Origin of the sequence: Streptosporangium sp. CA-115845 (assembly GCF_050943795.1) — a bacterium.
Taxonomy (GTDB): domain Bacteria; phylum Actinomycetota; class Actinomycetes; order Streptosporangiales; family Streptosporangiaceae; genus Streptosporangium.
This window is the reverse complement of the sequence record NZ_CP191988.1, coordinates 8,223,295-8,242,924: the sequence shown is the minus strand read 5'-3', so window position 1 is coordinate 8,242,924 and position 19,630 is coordinate 8,223,295. Positions and strand designations below refer to the sequence as shown.

Genomic DNA, 19,630 nt, shown 5'->3' with positions numbered 1-19,630 from the left:
CACACGTCTTCGACGACCTGCCTCGTGCGGTCCTCGCCGGAGGGCATCTGACGGTTCTTCCTTGACCTGCCGCCGTCGTGACCGTGCAGGTCGCCACGTTTGGTACCGCGCACGCTCTGACTGTCGATGACCCCGGCACTTGGCGTGGGATCGCGCCCCTGACCGAGCTGTTCCTGCTCGCGCAGCCCGGCCAGGGCCTCCTCCTACACGCCGGCGATCCGCCGTTGGCGCCATCAGTGATACGGGCTCCACAAATCCGTGCTCACGGAAACCCGCCTTCCCAGTCACCGAAAAGGATCTTTACATAAATCCATAACACATGTGATGATCACTCTGTTTTGATACACCTGTTCGAAAGGCTGGAGTGAACACATCACAATTAGCGTCGGGCTTATCTGCTCGGACGCGCCGCCGCGCTGCCCTGATCACGGCTCTGACACTGCCGCTCTCGCTGATGAGCGCGCCCGCGATCGCCCAGGGCCTCACCCCACTCCCCACCCCCACGCACGTACCCACCCCCACCCCTACTACTCCGACCACCCCCATCGGCAAAGCGCTGGCGCAGTCCAAGAAGGACAACCGGCGCGTCGAGATCGAGTCACTGCGCTCGGAGAGCGCCACGTACTACGCCAACCCCGACGGCAAGACCGTGCGCGTGGAGCTGTCCACCGAGCCCGTGCGCGTCAAGAAGGCCAACGGTGAGGGCTTCACCCCGATCGACACCACACTGGTGCAGCAAGACGGTGTCATCAAACCCAAGGCCATCCAGGGCGACCTGACCCTGTCGGCGGGCGCGGACACCGTCCTGCTGAAGAGCAGGACCGGCCAGGACACCACCGAGATCGAAGCCCCTGGCGGAAAACTGCCCAAGCCCACACTGAAGGGCAACACCGCCACCTACCGGTCCGCCTACGGCAAGGGCCGCGACCTGGTGGTGACCGCGCACCCGACCGGGTTCCGGCAGCAGATCACCATCGCCGAACGGCCCACCGGCCCGGTCTCCTTCCACGTCCCGTTCGACCTGCCCAAGGGCATGTCCTTCGGCAAGAACACCGCAGGCCGGCCCACCATCATGGGCAGGGACGGCAAGACACTGACCGAGGTGCGACCGACACTGCTGCGGGACGCCAAGGCCGCCGACGCGGGCGCCCCGCTCGATGCGGGCAAAACCGGCAAGGCCGCCGTCACCCTCGCCGAAGACGGCAAGACCCTGGTCTTCACGCCGGACGCCGCGTTCCTGGCCGATGCGGCGACGACCTACCCGGTGACGATGACCGCCGCGGCGGATGACTGGTACGAAGGCCACACCGGCGGTGGCATGGACGCCTACATCAACGATGTCGACCTCACCGACAGCTGGGACACCTTCGCCGATTCCGAGATCGTGGTCGGCAAGTCCTACGCCAGCAGCATCGCCAAGCGCTGGCGCGGTTACCTCAAGTTCCCCGACATCCCCGCCGAGTTCGCGGGCAGCACGGTGCAAAACGCCGACCTGCACCTGTGGAACCACCTGTCCAATACCTGCGGTACGTCGGTCGGTTCCGGCATCACAGCGCGGCGGATCACCTCTGCCTGGGATGACATGCTGCTGTACTGGAACAGCCAGCCGTCTGTTATCGGTGCGGGCGCGGACACCGAGTACGGCGCCTACAGCGAGGACTGCAACTACGCCTGGAACCTGACCCACTCACTCAACGGTATTGTCCAGGCATGGATCGACGGTTCCACCAACTACGGCATCCAGCTCACCACAGGTAACGAATCCGAGTTGCGAAACTGGCGGCGCTACGCCTCCGAGGACGCCGGCGGCTGCAGGACCACGCCACTGGAAGACTGCAAGTTCCAACTCCACCCGCCCATCCTCACCGTCGACGTCGAACTACCGCGGCCTCCGGTCATCGACGACTTCTTCTTCACCTCGCCCGACCCGATCACAAGCCTTCCGACGTACGAGCAAGCCCTCACCAGGTCGGTGTACGAACCTGAGGCCGGTGAGCAGATCTCGATCAGCAACGAGTTCGCCGGCCAGATCGCGGGACAGCGCGACGGAGAGGCGTACGAAGTCGGGACGGACCAACTCGACATCAACGATGAGGGCTACGAGGGCAACGGCGAAGACACCCGAGCGCCGCAAGTGGTCTCCGTCGAACCCGCTAACGGTGCCGTCGATGTCCCCCTTGACACGACGCTGAAGGTCACCTTCCACGAGCCGACCGGTGGCGCCGACGTGGTCCTCAAGGACGCCGGCGGTGCCGAGGCAGCAGGGACGGTGACGTATGACGGCACCGAGACGGTGGTGACCTTCACCCCGGCGCAGGCGCTGAAACCGGGAACCACGTACACCGCCGTGGTCTCGGGGGCAAGCGACTTGTGGGACAACATGATGGACCCCTACACCTGGTCCTTCACCACTCCGAGGCAGGCCGCGGGCCGCTGGACGTTCGATGAGGGGGACGGCCGTACGGCTGCCGACTCCTCCGGGAATGATCACGATGCGAGCCTGAACGAGACAGCAGCGTGGATCGCCGGAAAGAACGGGAACGCGGTCTCCAACGTGCCGTCGCAGGCGCGGATCGCCGCCTCCCGCGCGGCGACCAGGCAGGGCAAGGCCGTCGAGGTCACCGACGAGACGACCGCGACCAGCATCACCTACGCTCAGCCTGACGGGAAGACGTTCACAACCGAGGTCACGGCCGGTCCGGTGCGTACCAGGCAGGGCAGCGTGTGGGCGCCGATCAACCCCTCGCTGGCCGAGCAGGGCGGCAAGCTGCGGCCCAAGACCCTCGCCGAGGGAGCGCTGGTGGAGCTGTCCGCCGGTGGCACGGATCCGTTCGTGAAGATGTCCGCCGACGGGAAGTCGTACGCGCTGCGCTGGCCGACGCCGCTGCCCAAGCCGACCGTCAAGGGCAGTGTGGCCACCTACACCGACGCCGCGGGCGTGGGCGCGGACCTGGTGGTGACGGCGTTGCCGGCCGGGTTCCGGCACGAGGTGGTGCTGCGGCAGCGGCCGTCCAAACCGCTGGAGCTGCGGATCGGCGTCGATGACGACGGTCTGACCCTGACCGAGGGCAAGGGCGGCCGACTGTTGCTGAAGGGCAAGGACAAGAAGCTGGTCGCCGCGGGGACCCGGCCGATCGTGTCGGACGGTGGCGGCAAGGGCCGGCTCGCGTCGGCCAAACGCGGCCAGGCCGGGACGGACGTGGTCACCAAGGGCGGTCGTACGGAGCTGGTGGTCAAGCCGGACCAGGCGTTCCTGGCCGATGCCGGCACCACCTACCCGGTGCGTGTGGCCGCGGCGGTCACGCTGCCGCTCGGCGCCGACGTCGAGGTCAGCACGTACGACACGGTCGATTCACCTGCGCTCCCAGACAACCAGTACATGATGGCCGGCACCATGACGAGCGGGATTAAGGCACGGGTGCACCTGCGGTTCGACAGCACAGGCCTGCAGGGCAGCACGGTGACCGCCGCCACGCTGTCGATGAACACCATCGACGCCCACAACTGCGGCGCCGCGCTCGCCAACGGCATCCAGGTCGCCCGCCTGACCGGCGCCTGGGACCCGGACAACGTGTACTGGGCCAACAAGCCCGCCCACACCACCGAGGACGCCTCCACCAACTTCAAGGGCGTCACCTCCGACTGCGCCACCTACCCGGACAGCATGGACTGGAACGTCACCGGCATCGCCCAGGACTGGGCCGCCGGCGCCGCCAACCACGGCCTGGTGCTCAAGTCGCCCGGCGAGACGAACATCAACAACTACCGGGTGTTCACCTCCTCCGAGGACACCGACTTCAACCTGCCACCGAAGCTGACCATCACCACCAGCGGACCGGCCTCGCAACCGGCCGTCTCCGCCCCGGCCATCACCCCGGCGCAGACCGTGAACGGCACCACGGTGACGACCTCGCTCACCCCGCAGCTCGCCGCCACCGTCACCGACCCCGCGAGCGGCAACCTCACCGGCCAGTTCGAGGTCGAGCACGACCCGGCCGCCACCGGGCAGGGCAGCGGCCAGATCTGGGCCGGAGCCTCGCCGGCGGTCACCTCCGGCGGCCAGGCCACCGCCGGCGTCCCCGCCGGGAAGCTGACCGACGGCTGGAAGATCCGCTGGCGGGTCCGCGCGGCCAACGCGGCCGCCTCCACCACCTCGGCGTGGTCGGACTGGCAGACGGCCACGGTCGACGTGCCCAACCCGACGGCCGGCGCCTTCCAGGTCACCCCCTCCCAGACGGTGAACGGCGTCACCGTCACCACGAGCCTGACCCCGGCCCTGCACACCACGGTCACCGACCCGGCCGCCCAACCGGTACGGGCGGAGTTCGAACTCGAACACGACCCGGCCGCCACCGGGCAGGGCACCGGCCAGATCTGGGCCGGCGCCGTCAACGACGTCGCCTCCGGCACCCAGGCATCGGCCACCGTCCCCGACGGGAAGCTGACCGACGGGTGGAAGGTGCGCTGGCGCGTCCGGGCCGTCAACACGGTGAGCTCACCGTGGTCGGACTGGCAGAACCTGACCGTGGATCTGCCGGACCCGGTCTCCGAACCGGCCGTGGGCACGCTGCAGGTCACCCCGTCCCAGCAGGTGGACGGCACCACCGTCACCCCCACCCGCACCCCGGCGCTGCTGGCCCAGGTGAACGACCCAGCCGGGCAGCCGCTGCGCGCGGAGGCCGAGATCGAGCACGACCCGGCCGCACCCGCCGGGCAGGGCAGCGGCCAGATCTGGGCAGGCGGCGCCGACAACGTGCCGGTCGGAACCCAGGCGAGCATCGCCGTCCCGGCGGACACACTGATCGACGGCTGGCAGGTACGCTGGCGGGCCCGCGCGGTCTCGGCCACCGCCGCCTCGGCCTGGTCGGACTGGCAGTCCTTCACCGTCAGTCTGCCCAAGCCCACCGCCACCGCCCTGGCCGTCACCCCGTCGCAGGTGGTGGACGGCGTGACGGTGACCACCACGCTCACCCCCACACTGAAGGCCACCCTCACCCACCCGACCGGCCAGATGCTGCGCGCCGAAGCCGAGATCGAGCACGACCCGGCCGCGACCGGGCAGGGCAGCGGCCAGATCTGGACCGGCGCCGTGGACGACGTGGCCTCCGGCACGCAGGCGAGCATCGCGGTCCCGGCCGACACGCTGACCGACGGGTGGAAGGTGCGCTGGCGCCTGCGCGCCGTCTCCGAGCAGACCGCCTCGGCCTGGTCGGACTGGCAGCAGGTCACCGTCGACGTCACCCAGCCCGGCGAGGAGCCCCTGGCCCAGACCACCGGACCGGTGATCCGCACCGATGAGAGCTTCACCGCCGCCGCCTGGCTGCGCTGGAGCGACAAGGACGGCGACTACACCGTCCTTGAACAGAAGGGCACCCACCAGGCACCCTTCCGGCTCGGCAACACCCCCGACCACGGACTGGTGTTCACCTTCACCAGCGCCGACACCACCGACGCGACGGTCGAGGGCGCGCTGTCCGACGTCGAACCGCCGGTCAACGAGTGGTTCCACCTGGCCGGCGTGTACGACGCGGAAGCCAAGACCGCCACGCTGTACCTCAACGGAACCCTCATCAAGACCGCCCCCGTCAGCTTCACGACGTGGAACGCTGACACCGCCATGGCCCTGGGCAGCAGAATGCAGGGGGACCTCGACGAGATCCAGATCTACCAGCGGTCACTCGACGCCGCTGAGATCGCCGCTCTCCTGACGATCCCGGCCACCCAGGTCACGCAGAGGGGGACGCCCTCGGCATCGCCCGCCGCCTCCACGGCCGCGTCGGTCACCTCCAACTTCAAGTACGAGCATCCGTCGTTGGAAGACTGCCACGCCACCCAAAAGGCGCCCAGATTCACCGACTCCTACTCCCGCATGCAGGAGCGCCCTTACAACGCGTGCTGGACCGCGTGGATCGGGTACGCGGGATGGGAGGAAGAGGACGTTGACGGCGTCAAGAAGCGCAAGCCGGCAGCGTGGACCAACCTGTTCCCCCCGCAACTGCGGATACCGGCGATGCTGGTGAATCAGTTGCACCCCGGCGACGTGTTCTCGTTCCGGGCGACCTGGGTGGCGTCCAGTTATTTGGGGAACAGCACGGGGAAGGGTATCTACAATGGAGGTGCCTCCACCAACGGCTTGAAGCCACAGGACATGAAGTTCTGGCTGAAGCTATCCGATTTCGGAATTTACAATACGGGCGTGCGCCGCACCGAATTGGATGACGAGCTGGACGACATGCAAATCCGATTCGGTCTCGAGACGTCGTCGACATGCAAGATTACGAGCGGAGCGCCGAGCCAGATCAAGACGATTGCGGGCTGGCGCGGGACGTATCTCGAATATGTCATCGCAACAACGGAGCCGACGGCCCCCATAGACAGAGAAGTCTGCTCCATCATGCCCGCGATCACGGCGTACGACGGCAAGGAAGGCAAGCTGCGCCTGTGGGATCAGGAGCTTCTCGGCGGGCGGGGTAAGCGGCTCGGTGTAGTGCGATGGGGGCACGGCACTCCGAGTAACAGCCTGTGGGCCCCCAGCTTCCGCTGCGACTGGAAGTTGAACGGACTATTCGGAGACCAGCACAAGGGCGGCTGCATCTACTGATCAAGAAGTGTGGGCGTGAGGTAACTACCAGGCGCCTGCCAGGTGGTATTTGTCCAGGTGGCAGTCTTGAAGGATGAGGTACTCCGATAGAAGCGGAGGACTGTCCGCGCCAGAGCGGGACCGTCGGCAGAGGCTGCGGTTCCGGGCCGCGGACATGTTCGCCGGGGGAATCACCCCGACCCGGGTCGCCCAACTGCTGGGCATCACGCCCAAGTCCGCCTACGAATGGCACGCCCTGTGGAGTCGTGGAGGCAAGGCCGCGCTGGTCTCCAAAGGCGCCGCGGGCAACGGCTGCAAACTCACCGCCGAGCAGTTGAGGCTGCTGGAGACGCTACTGGGCCAGGGCGCCGCCGTGCACGGCTGGGACGACCAGCGCTGGACCAGCCCGCGTATCGCCCTGCTGATCGCGCGGAAATTCCACGTCTGCTATACCCCGCGTGCGGTGGCCTACCTGCTGCGGCGGCTGGGCTGGTCGTTCCAGGTGCCCGCGCACCGGGCCGGCCAACGCGATGAGGCGCAGGTCGCCACCTGGGGAAAGCGGGCGTGGTCGGCGATAAAAGCACCCGGGCGGCCTGGGGCTCGTGGCTCGTCTTCGCCGACGAGTCCGGCCAGAGCCTAAGACCGCCCAAAGGCAGAACCTGGGCACCCAAGGGCCACACACCGGTCCTTCCGGTGTCCTATCGCGGCTCGGGCCGTACCTCGATCGCCGCGCTGCTGTGCGTCCGGCCCGGCGAGCGGACCCGGCTGATCTACCGCACGCTCACCTATCACCGCCGTAAACACGAGAACAAAGGGTTCAACGAGGTGGCGCTGCAGTCCCTGCTGAACTCCGCGCACGCCCAGCTGGGCGGCCCGATCTCGCTGGTATGGGACAGCCTGCCCGAGCACGTCTCGGCCCGGATGCGCGCCTGGATCGCCAACCAAAAAGACTGGCTGCTGGTCTACCGGTTCCCACCGTATGCCCCCGACCTCAACCCCGCCGAGGGCATCTGGGCGGCGCTGCGCACCAAGCTGTTCAACTTCACCGTGAATGACATCGACCAGCTGACCGCCCTGATCAAGAACCGGCTCAAGCCCATGCAATACCAACCCGAACTCCTGGCCGGATTCATCGCCGAGACCGGCCTCGTCCTGTCCGACGCACCGTAGCAACGCCCAACTTTCAGGCTCAGTACATCAGAGCCGACCGCGTCTTCGTAATGTCGAAGAGCAAGAACAAAAACTTCCTGCCCGTCATCGAACACATCGAGGATGCTCTGGACCAGAGCAAGAACGCCGGCACCTTCCCGCCGTATCGCCCGGGAGACACGACCGAGGGGCGAGAGGATGTCAAGTATCCACCGATCAGGGGGCCGCTGGGGAACGAGCGGAAGAAAATCATCGCAGGAAACTACGCCAAGCCGCCGAACACCGATGAGGGGCAGCCGCTGTGGAGAGGCTCCGACGGGAACGAGAAACTCAACAGACGGGTCTTCTCCTCGCATAGTGTCTACGTACCCCAGGACGAAAATTTCAGCATAGTCGGGACGACGGGAAACTACTGCAAGTATTACTTCAAGGAGCTCTACGCGGCCAATCACCTTGGCGCGCTTGAGTGCGACGAATACCCCTTCGCCTCCACTGAGCAGGGAGCAGCCAAGGACAAGATCAACTATTCCGTTCGAGCGGTCTACACCAGCTACAACCAGAATCACGGAGACGCCCTCCAGGCGTTTTATGGCGAATACCGACTCATCACATACGACCCTGAGAAAACCCCCACCAAGGTCAGCGACAGCCCTTTCTGGGTGAAGATTGTGGATTAAGGGTCGGACGACCGAGTCTTAGTCAGTTTTATCTGTAGGCAGCGGGGTTGCCGGGTGACCGCCCGGTGACCCCGAACTCCATTTGCCCGACAAGGCCACGGCGCGAGGATGGGAAAATGAACAATCCGGAGCGGGCGCTTCCCGCGGAAAACCAGTGGGACCTGCTGGTCGAGCACAATCTTTACTATTACTTCCATGGACTCTGGGTCGAGAGCGACGATCCGGAAGAAGTGTCCCGGCTACTCCGGGTGGATCCGGACACGAAGCTGGAGTGCGACCTCGAAACGCTGATCGAGATGTACCAGGGGCGGCCGGCGGACACCGTCTGGATCGGCCCGCACGCGCCTGGCTGGACACACGTCCTCGCCTTCGGCCTTTATCCGTACCACCCCGCCATCCGCAACCTGGGAAAACGGCGCGTCTTCCAGATCCGTTACGACGACGACCGCTATCTCCTTGAGGGGCTGTACCTCTACTACGACGGCGCACAGCTCGGATACGCCGGTCCGCCGGATGAGGAAGGACACATGGACCTCCCTGACTACAGGCCATATGCGAACGGGCTCGCGCTCAGTGAGGATGAAAGCCACAGGCAACACCTGCACCTCATGTTATGCATGGTAGGCCGAATCACAGGACGCTTCCTCAACCGGGAATGGTTCGCGTCAACCCGAACCCTTTACCGCATCCCCGAGGGAACGTGGGAGGAGGCCTAGTCTCGATCTTGGTGTGGTCGGTTAGAGGTCTCGGCTGAGGGGTGATTTCCCGCCGCCTTTGACCGGGCATCCAGCGGCCGAAAAAAGGCGTAAGCGCAGGCGTTTGGGCTCCCAGCATCGGGCAGGCTGATCCGCAGGGAAGCCCTGGCAAAATCGGTGACACAGCCAGCGCCGCACTTGTCCTCACCCATTTCGAGCACAGCAGACTCATTTAAAAGTCGCTGACGTCGCCGATCTGTTTCCGGAGGAACTTCCGGAACTCGATCACGGTACCTGTACGGTCGACGGAATAGGAGCCAACATCATCGGCCCCATTCCCCCTTCCTGATACTGAGGCGATCATAAGTATTGAGATTTTTGCGACAGCGCATCGAGGACGGCGACGAGACGGCGGGGCGCGCCGTCACCACCGCCCGCCGGCGCGTCCACGATGAGCTCGTACGCGGCGACCCCACCCGTATCGAACGCCCGGAAACGCCGAAGCAGGACCTGGCTTCGCAGGAACAGACGCGCCGACGACCACGGCAGTCCACCCGGCAATGCCGGTAGTGATGGTGACCGGCGGATGAAATGCGGCCTCCGGGAGTTCTACGTGATCATCGTCATGTCGCGTCGTCGTCGTGCCGTCCTGGACGCCCATGCCGGACACTCCGAAGCGCCCCGGGCTCAGCGCTCGCGCCGGCGCCGGGCCTTACCGCTCACCCCGCCGAACAGCGCCAGGCCCCTCACCACGACCACTGGCGCCGACGGGTCGACGTCCGGGCTGCCGTGCACGTCGAAGCCGCCGAAGATGCCGATGCCGTGGCAGCGTACCTCCGTCCCCTCGGGCACGATGATCTCGGCCCCACCGAAGATCGCGTTGACCGTGATCTCGACCTCTTTCGCCTCGAACTCGGCGCCGGTCAGGTCGAACCGCAGGCCGCCGAAGACGGCCAGCGCTCTGGTCCGCCGCCGCACTCGCCAACGGCCCCTGCGGTCGGCACCGCCGAAGATGGCGACGATGTTCTCGGGCTTGGAGCTCGTACCCGGCAGGTGGGACACCGGGTTCGCGGCCGGATGGTGCCGATCGACCTGTAGGTCGCGGGTGAGGACCTCGAGCTCCCCCACGGTCTTGGCCTGGTAGAGCCTGTCCAGGCGCTCGGAGTACTCCTCGTGGCTCAGCTGACCGGTGCTCAGGGCTTCACCGAGCATGGTGCTGACCTGCTCCCTGTTGCTGTCCGAGGCGCGCAGGTGCGACATCTGGGAGTCCCTACGCTGAGGGGGATTTTCCATGCTGGTCACGATAGTTCTCATTCATCCTGACGGGGAGCTTGCCAAGGGGTTCGGTCACGTCCAGCGAAGTGGTGGATGAGTTGATCTCCGGGTGACCCTGTCTCTGCAGGTTAAATGGTAAGTGTCGGTGAAATGGGTTTCTGTTGCGGTGTGTCGCTCATGATGACCCGCGTTCGAGCTTTCGCCAGGACATCCAGCCCCATCTGGCGGCGGGCCTCGGTCCACTCGTCGAGTCCCTTGGATCCCGCTTGTGCCGAACCACCGCCCGGCATCCCCCGCCCGGCGGATGCCTCGCACCTGCCCGCGTTCCTAGCCTGATCACGAAGCCAGGAGGGGACACATGAGACATGGTTGGCAGGACGCGGCGGCGAAGTCGGCGGGGGAGCGACGCTGGGCGGACCTGTGGGATCTGGTCCAGCAGCAGGTCCCCCTCGTCGAGGCGGACCGCGTCCTGCCGCTGTTCGACGAGCGGTGGCGGCCGGCCGGCCCGGCACGCCTCCTGTTCGACCTGCTCGCCGCGACCCCGGCCGGAACCGTGGAGGAGGCGTGCGCCACCCTGACCGCCGCCCCCTTGCTCGAAATCCCCGTCGACGGCTGGATCACCACCGGCTCGCTGTCCCCGGACGGCCGATGGCTGGCGGTCTGCACAAGAGGCTGGACGTCCATTCACCGCCACGAACTCCAGGTGTTCGACCTCGACGACGGACGCCAGGTCGCCCGCCGGGCGGGCGACGCCGACTCCGGGGTGATGCTGAACAAGGGCACGTCCATCTTCAGCATGGACTGGATCCCACCGAACCCCTTCCTCGGTCTCGTGCGCAACGCCGCGGAGAGGACGATGCTGCAGCCCGAGGAGTTCTCCCTGATCGCGGCGCTGACCTGGCTGGACCACGACCGTTTCGCGGTGCTGGCCCGGCACTACCCCCACCTCGGCCGCAATCTGGAGCCCGCCGACTGCCACCTGACCTACTACACCGGCGACGGCGGGCGCATCGAAAAGGTCACCATGGAGGAGGACCTGGTCTGGGGCGAGCAGGGGCTGAACATCCTGCCGTCGCACATGGCCGCCGACCCGTCCTCCGGCCGGCTGGCCGTGGACGGCCGTACGCTGCGCATCATCGAGCCGCCCTGCCACGTCCTGGCGCGCTCACCGGAACAGGAGCACTATCGCGAACTGTGTTTCCTCTCCCCGGACCGCCTGGTCGCGGCGGGCAACGAGTGCCTGGAGATCTGGCAGGCGACCGGCGTGACCCTGGAACGGGTACGAAGCATCGGCCTGCGCCCGCGCCGTGGAGGACACTGCCCGATCCTGATCCCGCAGCGCCACGAGATCATGATCCTGGACGGAACCCCTGACTCCAACAGGGGCGGCGAGGTCCGCTACCTCGACACCGAGACCCTGGCCGACGTCACAGGGTCGCGTGAGCTGTCCGACTCGATCGGCATCGAACTGTGGCGTACCCCCGACGGCTCCCGACACGCACTGGCCACGGAAAGCGCGGTCTACGTGGTACGCGACCCGGCGGCCGGAGCCGTCGCCACCCTGGCCGAGCGCCCCCCAGCCACCCTCCGCTCGGCCGACCTCCCCGTGCTCGACTCCGTACGGCCTGCCACGGGCCCCGTGCGCCACCTGCTGACCCTGCTGCGGACGGCGATGTGTCTTGCCTCGTAGGGCCGGTTCCCCTGCCGCGGGCACTCGGGGCCACGATGATCCTGGCCGGCTCGACCTCGTCCTCCTCGGCGTCGAACCACAGTTCCCCGTAGCCGAGTGGATCCCGGCCTCGATCGGCGAGTTCTCGTGGTTCGGGCGAGGGCGGGTCCTGCATGGTCAGCAGGTCGGAATGATTTGGCGATTGCTCGAGACCTGTCACCAGGTAGGCCCCGAGGCGGGGACCGCCACCTCAAGTTCCACGAGCTACGGGACAACCTCCTGACGGAGGCCCACTCGCGTCTGGAAGAGTGCGCTCGGGTTTGGTGGTGTCAAGGATGTCGTCGGGGCGTATGAGTCCGTGCGTGACGTACGCCGTGGTGATCTCGGCGGCGACGGTGTGCGGATCGGGGATGCCCACCTCCTCCTCGACCGTGCCGATCGTCGCGGGGTCCAGTTCCAGGCCCAGCGCGTCGTAGCAGGCCAGTGCCACTTCGCGGAGGGCGGGGCCGCCGTGGACCTGCACGACGGAGCTGACCAGCCAGGAGCGCCCCCGGATCCGTTGGGCGATACCGGCGATCTTGACTCGGCCCCGGGCGTTGACGCTGTGGTCGCCCGGGCAGTACTCCCGGGGCACGGGACCGACACGGGCATCCAGGCCGAGGGAGGCCAGGGCGGCGCGCAGCGCCTCCGCGACCGCGGTGAAGCGGTGGTGCGGGGACACGACGCCGTCCGGGTCGACGCCGTAGTGATCGAGGACCAGGCTGCCCTGGTGCAGGGGGGCGGCCGATCCGCCGACCGGGCGGACGTGGGCGGCGAAGCCGTGTGCCATGGCCGCCGCGGCGGCGAGCTCGAACCGGGGGTTCCTCGTGTCACGACGGCTGAAGGCGACGACCGGCCGTAACCGACGGATATGGAGGATGGGGAATGTCCGCTCTTCTCGCGAGAACTCCCGCAGGAGACCCGCAACGTGCTGAAACGGGTCTCCTGTCGAGGGATCGGCCAGATCGGCGGGGGGCACGGGAATCAAGGTGTCTCGATCAGGGCGCGCAGTTCGGTGAGGAAGGCGGCGCCCGTCGCGCCGTCGACCGCTCGGTGATCGCAGGTGAGGGTGAAGTCGGCCTGGGGGACCCACGCCTCCACGCCGTCACGACGGACGTACCGCTCTGTGGTCGCGCCGATCGCGAGAATCGCCACCTGTGGCACGTTGAGTATCGCGGTGAACCGGTCGACGCCCTGCATACCGAGGTTGGAGATCGTGAAGGTGCCCCCGGTCACGTCGGCCCTGCCGAGCCGGCCCGCCCGCGCCCGGGAGACGAGATCACGGCGGGCAGCACTGATCTCCGGCAGCGCGAGCCGGTCGGCGCCCTGAACGACGGGAACCATGAGACCCGCGTCGGTCGCGACCGCCACCCCGATATTGACCTGGTCGAACTGCGTGACGGCCAGGTCGTCGTACCATGCGTTGAGCTGCGGGTGCCCCACCAGTGCTCTCGCGCAGCACTCGATCAACCTGTCGGTCACGGTCGCCGCCGCGTCGCGCCGCTTCACCGCGAGCGCGGCCGACATGTCCACGGTGATCGTCAGAGTGAAGGCCGGCGCCTCCCACGCCTTGATCATCTTGCGCGCCGCGGCCCGCCTGATACCGGTCAGCGGCACCGCGTCGCGCACGGCGGGGCCGCTTCCGTCCACGGTCATCGTCCTAGTCCGTCTCGATGACGGCGATGACCGCGCGGACTTCCGCGGTCTCTCCCTCAGCCACAAGGATCTCGGTGAGAACGCCTGTCGCCGGAGACTCCACGGTCTCCTCGACCTTCTCGGCCTCCACGTCGGCGAGTGGTTCGTCTTCGACGACCCGCTCGCCGACCTTCTTGAGCCAGCAGGACACGGTCCCCTCGCTCATGCCCATCCCCCACTGCGGGAGCAGTACCTCAACCCTCATTTTCCAGCTTCCTTTCCTGTGTGTCCGAACATCGTTACGCCGGTAGGAGACCGGTCACCCGCCGGAGCGCGGCGGTGATGCCATCGCGCGTGGGGTACATCTGCTGCTCAAGGCTCGGGCTGAACGGGATCTGCATGTCCGGCGCGGTGAGCCGCACGATGGGTGCCTTGAGCGCGTCGAACACCTCCTCCGCGACGAGGGCGGATATCTCGGCCGCGGCCCCGCAGGTACGGTGGGCCGGTTCGACGACGACGAGCCGCCCGGTCTTCGCGACGGAGGTGAGGATCGCGGTCGTGTCCAGGGGAACGAGCGTGCGCGGGTCGATGACCTCGACCGACACGCCTTCCTCCGCGAGGCGGTCGGCGGCCACGCACGCGTCGGGCACGGAACCGGAGATCGCGACGAGGGTGACGTCGGTCCCCTCCCTGGCCGTCCGCGCGACTCCCAGAGGGATTCGGAAGGCCTCGTCGCTGACCTCGCCCTTCAGCCCCCACAGCTTCACGGCCTCGAATGCCAGCACCGGGTCATCGGAATCGATGGCGGCGCGGAGCAGCCCCTTGGCGTCCGCAGGTGACGCGGGAGCGATGATCTTCAGCCCGGGTACGTTCATGAACATCGGGTACGGCCGGTCCGAGTGATGCGCGCCCGTGTTGAGGCCGTAGAACATCGCCGAGCGGAAGACGACGGGCATGGACGCCTGGCCGCCGAACATGTAGCGGTTCTTCGCGACCTGGTTGACGAACTGGTCCATCGCCATGTAGAGGAAGCTCGAATAGGAGAGGTCGACGATGGGGCGCAGCCCTGTCATCGCGGCACCGGCCGCGATGCCCACGATCCCTTCCTCGGAGATCGGGGTGTTCCTGATGCGGTTACGGCCGAACAACTGCAGGAAGTCGCCTTCGCTGCTTCGCGACTTTCCGCCGCCCGTCGTGCCGTAGACGTTGGCCTCGACGTCCTCACCCAGGATGACGACGCGCTCATCGGCCTCCATCGCCTCGCGCTGCGCGGCGCCGATGGCTCCGAGGTAGCTCATGACGCTCATACGGTGGTCACCTCATCGGTGTACAGGTCCTCGAATGCGACGGACGGCTCGGGATAGGGACTTTCGTTCGCGAACTCGACCGCACGATCGACCTCGTCCATGATTTCCGCGTCGAGCGCCTTGAGTTGTTCGTCGGTGACCCCACGATCGCGGAGCCGCGCGGCGAGGTAGTCCAGCGGATCACGGCGGAGCCACTCACTGATCTGCTCCTTGTCGCGGTAGTCGTCAATGCGCAGACCCTCGGAGTGCTCGTTGAAGCGGTAGGTCATGACCTCCACGAGGCTCGGGCCCTCGCCCGACCTGGCGCGGTCGGCTGCGGTCTTCACGGCGTCGTACACCGCGAGCACGTCCTGTCCGTCGTCGACCCGGACGCCGGGGATGCCGAACCCGGCCGCGCGCTCGAAGATGTTGCCGGAGGTCACGGTGTGCGCCGGCGTGCTGAGCGCGTACTGGTTGTTCTCACACAGGAAGATGGCCGGCAGCTTCCAGACACCCGCCATGTTCATGGCCTCATAGAGGACTCCCTGATTGGCGGCGCCGTCGCCGAAGAACGCGAGTGAGACCCGCGGGCGGCCAAGGATCTTCGACGCGAACGCGGAGCCGGTCGCGATCGGGATGGAGGATCCGACGATGCCGGACTCGCCCAGGCTGCCGACCGAGAAATCGGCCAGGTGCAGCGACCCGCCCTTGCCACGGCACACTCCGGTGGCCTTGCCCACGAGTTCGGCCATCAGCGGGCCGAGAGGGGAGCCCTTGCCAATGGGATGGCCGTGGCTGCGGTGGTTCCCCGTCATGTAGTCGTCGTCGTCGAGCGCCATGCAGGCGCCGACGACCTGAGCCTCCTGGCCGATGCTGGTGTGCACGGCTCCAGGGATCAGGCCGCGTTTGACCATTTTCGCCGCGCGCTCCTCGAAGCGCCGGATGCGCGTCATCCGCCGCTGCATCTCCAGCAGCGTGGACGTTGATATGCCGGTGCGCACAGAACCTCCCTTGCATAGATATTCAATGTCGAATTGCTATTCTCAATAGTACCGTCGAAGGACCGGATGGCACCTTTCGGGTTCTGCGCCGGTTCTTCCGGTCAGCTGTCGGCGACGAGCGCCTGCGCGGTCTCCAGGTCGGTGACGATGACGTCGACCCACCCCCCGCGAAGGGCGCCGCGGATGGCCTCGAATTTGCGCGCGCCACCGGCGATGCCCACACGTCGCGGCGTCTTCAACAGCGCCTCGACGCCGATGCCCACGACCAGGTCGTTGAACTCGGTGTCGACCGGCCGGCCGTCGGCGTCGAAGAAACGCATCGCCACGTCGCCCACCGCGCCGAGTTCGCGCAACGTCCGCATCTGCGCCTCGGACACGGCGTTGCCGGAAACCTGGAGCAGTGGCGACGGCGTGACGCTGCCGATGCCGACGAGAACATCGGTGAGACGTTCCCAGGCCTGCGCCGTCTCGACGACGTTCGGGTCCTGGAAAAGGGCCTCGCGCGCGGACGGCGTCGCGACGATGCCCGGCGTGGGCAGGAACATAGGGGTGCCGCCCGCGATGCGGGCCAGCCGGAACGTGAGCTCTGTCGCCTTGAGCTGCGCCTCCGGTTGTCCCACTCCGCCCATGATCTGCACGATGGATTCAGCGCGCCGATGCTTGAGGGGCACCATCGAGTCGACGGTCGCCAGCAGGGTCTCCGACCATGAGGAAAACCCGACGCGCGCGCCGTTCGCGAGCGTCGCCTCAAGGTAGGTCGCCGCCGCCGCCCCCAGTGCCCACATGGTGGAGCGTTCGTCGCCACTGCTCTCGACGACGAGTGCCTGTCGCAGCCCGTACTTCTGTACGAGTTGCTCCTCCAGTTCCGGATGGACACCCTCGGGCGGCAACACGACCGTGCGGACGATCCCCATCTCCACCGCCTGCTTGAGCCATCGCGACACACGCGACTGGGAGATGCGCAGTTGCTCGGCGATCGCCGGCTGGGTCATGTTCTGCTCGTGGTACATCCGCGCGACCTGCACGATCATGGCTACCGAGTCGCGACTCTCGTTGCCCGCCCTCCCGATCACGCGGCTTCTCCTTTCTGAACCATCGATGTCACCGATCGCTCCGGTCTGCGGTGGCACATGTTCACTGGGTGGCGTACGCCATGACGCGGTCGGCGGTCGCTTCCGCCGCCTCCATGATCCCTTGATTCCGTCCTTGGGCAAGAACCATGATCCGGTGCGCGAGACCGAGCACCTCTTCCAGGTCCGAGGAGACCACGATGATCGCCTTGCCCTGCTGTGCGAGTTCGGAGATGACCTCGTAGATCGACGCGCGTGCGCCGACGTCGATGCCCCGGGTCGGCTCGTCGAGAATGATGACCTTCGGATCCGACGAGAGCCACTTGGAAAGGACGACTTTCTGCTGGTTACCGCCGGACAGGGTCGCCACCGGGTCACCGATGTCGCCCTTGATGCCGAATCGCGCGGCGGCCTTCCGGGCGAATCTGGTGACGCCCGAGGGGGTGACGAAGCCGTACCGCGTTATGGCGGCGAGATTCGGCAGCGCGATGTTGTCCTCGATGGTGTCGGAGAGGATGACGCCCTGTCGTTTGCGGTCTTCGGGAATGAGGACGACTCCCACCGCCTTGGCCGCGATCGGATCGTTCGGCGGGAGCGGCACACCGTCGACCTTGATCTCGCCGCAGCGGAGTGGTTCCAGGGAGGCGATGGACCGCACCAGTTCGGTGCGCCCGGCGCCGACGATGCCCGCGATGCCGAAGACCTCTCCGGCGCGCACGGTGAGTGAGATGTCATCGAAGCGGCCGGCCCGGTCGGAGACGCCCTCGACCGACAGCACGACCTCATCGCGCGGGGCGTCGAACTCCGGAAAGAGCCGGTCGACGCTGCGCCCGACCATCTCCCGCACCAACGTGTCAGGGGCGATGCCCCCACTGTCGTGCTCCGCGACCTTCTCCCCGTCGCGGAGCACGATGACGCGGTCCGCTATCTGCGCGATCTCCGCGAGACGGTGGCTGACATAGATGAACGAAACACCCTGTGCCCTGAGCGAGCGAACGCACTCCAGCAGCGCGGTCGTCTCCGTCTCGCCGAGGGCGGCGGTCGGCTCGTCGAGGATGAGCAGCGAGGCGTCGAGCATGAGCGCCTTGGCGATCTCCACCTGCTGCTGGCCTGCGACGCTCAGCTCCCGGACGGGCTGATTCACCCTGCCGGTGAACCCGACCTTGCGCAACTGCTCCTGCGCCTGCCGGAGCATCGTCTTCCCGCTGAGGAAACCGGCACGGGTGGGCCATCGGCCGACCGCGACGTTCTCGGCCACGGTCAGGTCGGGGAGCAGCCGCATCTCCTGATGAATCATGCCGATACCCCGCGTGATCGAGTCACGTGGCGTCGCCGGTGAGTACGGTCGGCTTTGCCAGGTCATGGTGCCCGTGGAGGGCTGGATCGCACCGGCGATGATACCGGACAGGGTGGATTTTCCGGCGCCGTTCTCACCAAGAAGGGCGATCACCTCACCCGGCCGCACCTCAAGGTCGATTCCCCGCAGTGCGACGGTGCCCGGATACGACTTCGAGATTCCATGAACCGTCAGTATCGGGCTCGGAGCGGGCTCGTTCATCACGGGTGGTTCGCAATGTACTGGTCGACGTTCTCCCCGGTCGTCAAGATGCCCTTCTGCAGCTGCTCGGCGGGCACCTGCTCCTTCTTGATCAGCTTCAACGTCGACTGGACGGCGAGCTTGCCCATGAGCGTCGTCTGCTGGGTGACGGTCGCGGAGAGCAGGCCGCTCTTCACCGCCTCAAGGCCCGAGGGGTCTCCGTCGAATCCGACGACGAGCACGTCCTTGGACCCCGCGTTGCGCGCGGCCTGGGCCGCGCCGAGCGCGAGCCCGTCGGCCCGCCCGAAGATGATGTCGATGTTCGGGTGTGCCTGGAGGAGGTCCGTGGTGATCTGGTAGCCCTCGTCCTGAAGCCATGCCTTGGAAGCCTGGCGTGCGACTTCCTTGATCGCGCTGCCCTCGATGCCCTTCTTGAACCCCTGGTCACGCGCCTCCTCGGGGGTGGTGCCGAGCTGGCCCTGGATGATCGCGAGGTTGCCCTTGTCACCGGCGTTCTGCACGACCCACTCGCCGAGTTCCTGCGCGGCGGCGACGCTGTCGGTGGCGATGAACGTGTCGCCGGGGGCATCCTTGGGGTTGCGGTCGACCGTGACGACCGGGATCTCGGCCGACTTCGCGGCGCGTACCGGAACCGTCGCCGCGGCGGCGCCCGCCGGGATGTAGATGAGCCCGTCGACCCCTCGGGTGATGAAGTCCTGGACCTGGCTGACCTGGTCGTCGGCGTCGTTCTTGGCGTCCGCGACCAGGACCTTCACGTTCTCGCGCTTGGCCTCGTCCTCGACCCACTTGCGGATCGCCACGTAGAAGGGGGACTGCTGGTTGGGCATCGCGAGACCGATCGTGATCTCGCCGTCGTCGGCACCGGTGCTCGACGCGCACGCGCCGAGCGTCGTGGACAGGACGGCCGCGGCCATCAGTCCGACGAACATCTTTACCGGCCGGCGTGTTTTGTACATTCGGGGGTTTCCTTTCCCGGTGATTTCTGTGGGAACGTTC

At 67.0% G+C, this 19,630-nt stretch carries 14 protein-coding genes; 5 read left to right on the top strand and 9 right to left on the bottom strand.

Annotated elements, in window-relative coordinates; translation table 11 throughout:
- The first annotated feature begins 454 nt into the window (after nucleotides 1-454).
- The 4 genes from ACQP0P_RS39375 to ACQP0P_RS39360 all read left to right on the top strand — a co-directional run bounded on the left by ACQP0P_RS39375 (nucleotide 455) and on the right by ACQP0P_RS39360 (nucleotide 9,122).
- On the top strand, nucleotides 455-6,601 hold the full coding sequence (locus tag ACQP0P_RS39375) for a DNRLRE domain-containing protein (protein WP_433365720.1): 6,147 nt from the start codon (nucleotides 455-457) through the stop codon (nucleotides 6,599-6,601).
- Between the two features lie 73 nt (nucleotides 6,602-6,674).
- Nucleotides 6,675-7,750 (top strand): IS630 family transposase gene (locus ACQP0P_RS39370; protein ID WP_433365717.1). Its coding sequence is split into 2 segments (ribosomal slippage): nucleotides 6,675-7,218 and nucleotides 7,218-7,750, totalling 1,077 coding nucleotides; the frame shifts between segments, so codons are not numbered across the junction.
- A 50-nt stretch (nucleotides 7,751-7,800) separates the two neighbouring features.
- A complete protein-coding gene (locus ACQP0P_RS39365) occupies nucleotides 7,801-8,406 on the top strand; it encodes a NucA/NucB deoxyribonuclease domain-containing protein (protein ID WP_433365714.1) in 606 nt (201 codons plus the stop codon).
- A gap of 116 nt (nucleotides 8,407-8,522) precedes the next feature.
- A complete protein-coding gene (locus tag ACQP0P_RS39360) occupies nucleotides 8,523-9,122 on the top strand; it encodes a hypothetical protein (protein WP_433365711.1) in 600 nt (199 codons plus the stop codon).
- Nucleotides 9,123-9,788: 666 nt separating this feature from the next.
- Here the strand turns inward: ACQP0P_RS39360 and ACQP0P_RS39355 are convergent.
- Nucleotides 9,789-10,394, bottom strand: coding sequence for a DUF1707 SHOCT-like domain-containing protein (locus tag ACQP0P_RS39355; RefSeq protein ID WP_433365708.1), 606 nt, complete (start codon nucleotides 10,392-10,394; stop codon nucleotides 9,789-9,791).
- A gap of 340 nt (nucleotides 10,395-10,734) precedes the next feature.
- On the opposite strand from ACQP0P_RS39355, the gene ACQP0P_RS39350 reads away from it, so the two are divergent.
- Nucleotides 10,735-12,066: a hypothetical protein gene (locus tag ACQP0P_RS39350; RefSeq protein ID WP_433365705.1), complete on the top strand. Its 1,332-nt coding sequence runs from the start codon at nucleotides 10,735-10,737 to the stop codon at nucleotides 12,064-12,066.
- Between the two features lie 229 nt (nucleotides 12,067-12,295).
- On the opposite strand, the gene ACQP0P_RS39345 is transcribed toward ACQP0P_RS39350, so the two are convergent.
- The 8 genes from ACQP0P_RS39345 to ACQP0P_RS39310 form a co-directional block, all read right to left on the bottom strand.
- Nucleotides 12,296-13,063, bottom strand: a complete 768-nt coding sequence (locus tag ACQP0P_RS39345; RefSeq protein WP_433365702.1) for a lipoyl protein ligase domain-containing protein — start codon at nucleotides 13,061-13,063, stop codon at nucleotides 12,296-12,298.
- A gap of 5 nt (nucleotides 13,064-13,068) precedes the next feature.
- The gene (locus ACQP0P_RS39340) at nucleotides 13,069-13,740 is read right to left on the bottom strand and encodes a dihydrolipoamide acetyltransferase family protein (RefSeq protein ID WP_433365699.1); all 672 of its coding nucleotides are present in this window, start codon (nucleotides 13,738-13,740) and stop codon (nucleotides 13,069-13,071) included.
- 4 nt (nucleotides 13,741-13,744) lie between these two features.
- Nucleotides 13,745-13,984 (bottom strand): biotin/lipoyl-containing protein, encoded by a 240-nt coding sequence (locus ACQP0P_RS39335; protein ID WP_433365696.1) that lies wholly within the window; start codon nucleotides 13,982-13,984, stop codon nucleotides 13,745-13,747.
- Between the two features lie 34 nt (nucleotides 13,985-14,018).
- Entirely contained in the window at nucleotides 14,019-15,026 is a 1,008-nt protein-coding gene (locus ACQP0P_RS39330) for an alpha-ketoacid dehydrogenase subunit beta (RefSeq protein WP_433365693.1), read from the bottom strand.
- The gene (locus ACQP0P_RS39325; protein ID WP_433365690.1) at nucleotides 15,023-16,006 is read right to left on the bottom strand and encodes a thiamine pyrophosphate-dependent dehydrogenase E1 component subunit alpha; all 984 of its coding nucleotides are present in this window, start codon (nucleotides 16,004-16,006) and stop codon (nucleotides 15,023-15,025) included. The genes ACQP0P_RS39330 and ACQP0P_RS39325 overlap by 4 nt, the downstream gene beginning before the upstream one ends.
- Before the next feature lie 101 nt (nucleotides 16,007-16,107).
- Nucleotides 16,108-17,037 carry a sugar-binding transcriptional regulator gene (locus ACQP0P_RS39320; RefSeq protein ID WP_433365688.1) on the bottom strand — a complete coding sequence of 310 codons (930 nt, stop codon included), beginning with the start codon at nucleotides 17,035-17,037 and terminating at the stop codon, nucleotides 16,108-16,110.
- A 103-nt stretch (nucleotides 17,038-17,140) separates the two neighbouring features.
- The gene (locus ACQP0P_RS39315; protein WP_433365685.1) at nucleotides 17,141-18,634 is read right to left on the bottom strand and encodes a sugar ABC transporter ATP-binding protein; all 1,494 of its coding nucleotides are present in this window, start codon (nucleotides 18,632-18,634) and stop codon (nucleotides 17,141-17,143) included.
- Nucleotides 18,634-19,590 carry a substrate-binding domain-containing protein gene (locus tag ACQP0P_RS39310; RefSeq protein WP_433365682.1) on the bottom strand — a complete coding sequence of 319 codons (957 nt, stop codon included), beginning with the start codon at nucleotides 19,588-19,590 and terminating at the stop codon, nucleotides 18,634-18,636. The genes ACQP0P_RS39315 and ACQP0P_RS39310 overlap by 1 nt, the downstream gene beginning before the upstream one ends.
- Nucleotides 19,591-19,630: the final 40 nt, after the last annotated feature.

Excerpts from the sequence above, each read along its gene's own strand:
- ACQP0P_RS39375 (WP_433365720.1), top strand. The coding sequence starts at position 455 with ATGAGCGCGCCCGCGATCGCCCAGGGCCTCACCCCACTCCCCACCCCC.
- ACQP0P_RS39350 (WP_433365705.1), top strand. The coding sequence starts at position 10,735 with ATGAGACATGGTTGGCAGGACGCGGCGGCGAAGTCGGCGGGGGAGCGA.
- ACQP0P_RS39355 (WP_433365708.1), bottom strand. The coding sequence starts at position 10,394 with ATGGAAAATCCCCCTCAGCGTAGGGACTCCCAGATGTCGCACCTGCGC.
- ACQP0P_RS39340 (WP_433365699.1), bottom strand. The coding sequence starts at position 13,740 with ATGACCGTGGACGGAAGCGGCCCCGCCGTGCGCGACGCGGTGCCGCTG.
- ACQP0P_RS39310 (WP_433365682.1), bottom strand. The coding sequence starts at position 19,590 with ATGTACAAAACACGCCGGCCGGTAAAGATGTTCGTCGGACTGATGGCC.
- ACQP0P_RS39315 (WP_433365685.1), bottom strand. The coding sequence starts at position 18,634 with ATGAACGAGCCCGCTCCGAGCCCGATACTGACGGTTCATGGAATCTCG.
- ACQP0P_RS39360 (WP_433365711.1), top strand. The coding sequence starts at position 8,523 with ATGAACAATCCGGAGCGGGCGCTTCCCGCGGAAAACCAGTGGGACCTG.
- ACQP0P_RS39365 (WP_433365714.1), top strand. The coding sequence starts at position 7,801 with ATGTCGAAGAGCAAGAACAAAAACTTCCTGCCCGTCATCGAACACATC.
- ACQP0P_RS39335 (WP_433365696.1), bottom strand. The coding sequence starts at position 13,984 with ATGAGGGTTGAGGTACTGCTCCCGCAGTGGGGGATGGGCATGAGCGAG.
- ACQP0P_RS39330 (WP_433365693.1), bottom strand. The coding sequence starts at position 15,026 with ATGAGCGTCATGAGCTACCTCGGAGCCATCGGCGCCGCGCAGCGCGAG.
- ACQP0P_RS39320 (WP_433365688.1), bottom strand. The coding sequence starts at position 17,037 with ATGATCGTGCAGGTCGCGCGGATGTACCACGAGCAGAACATGACCCAG.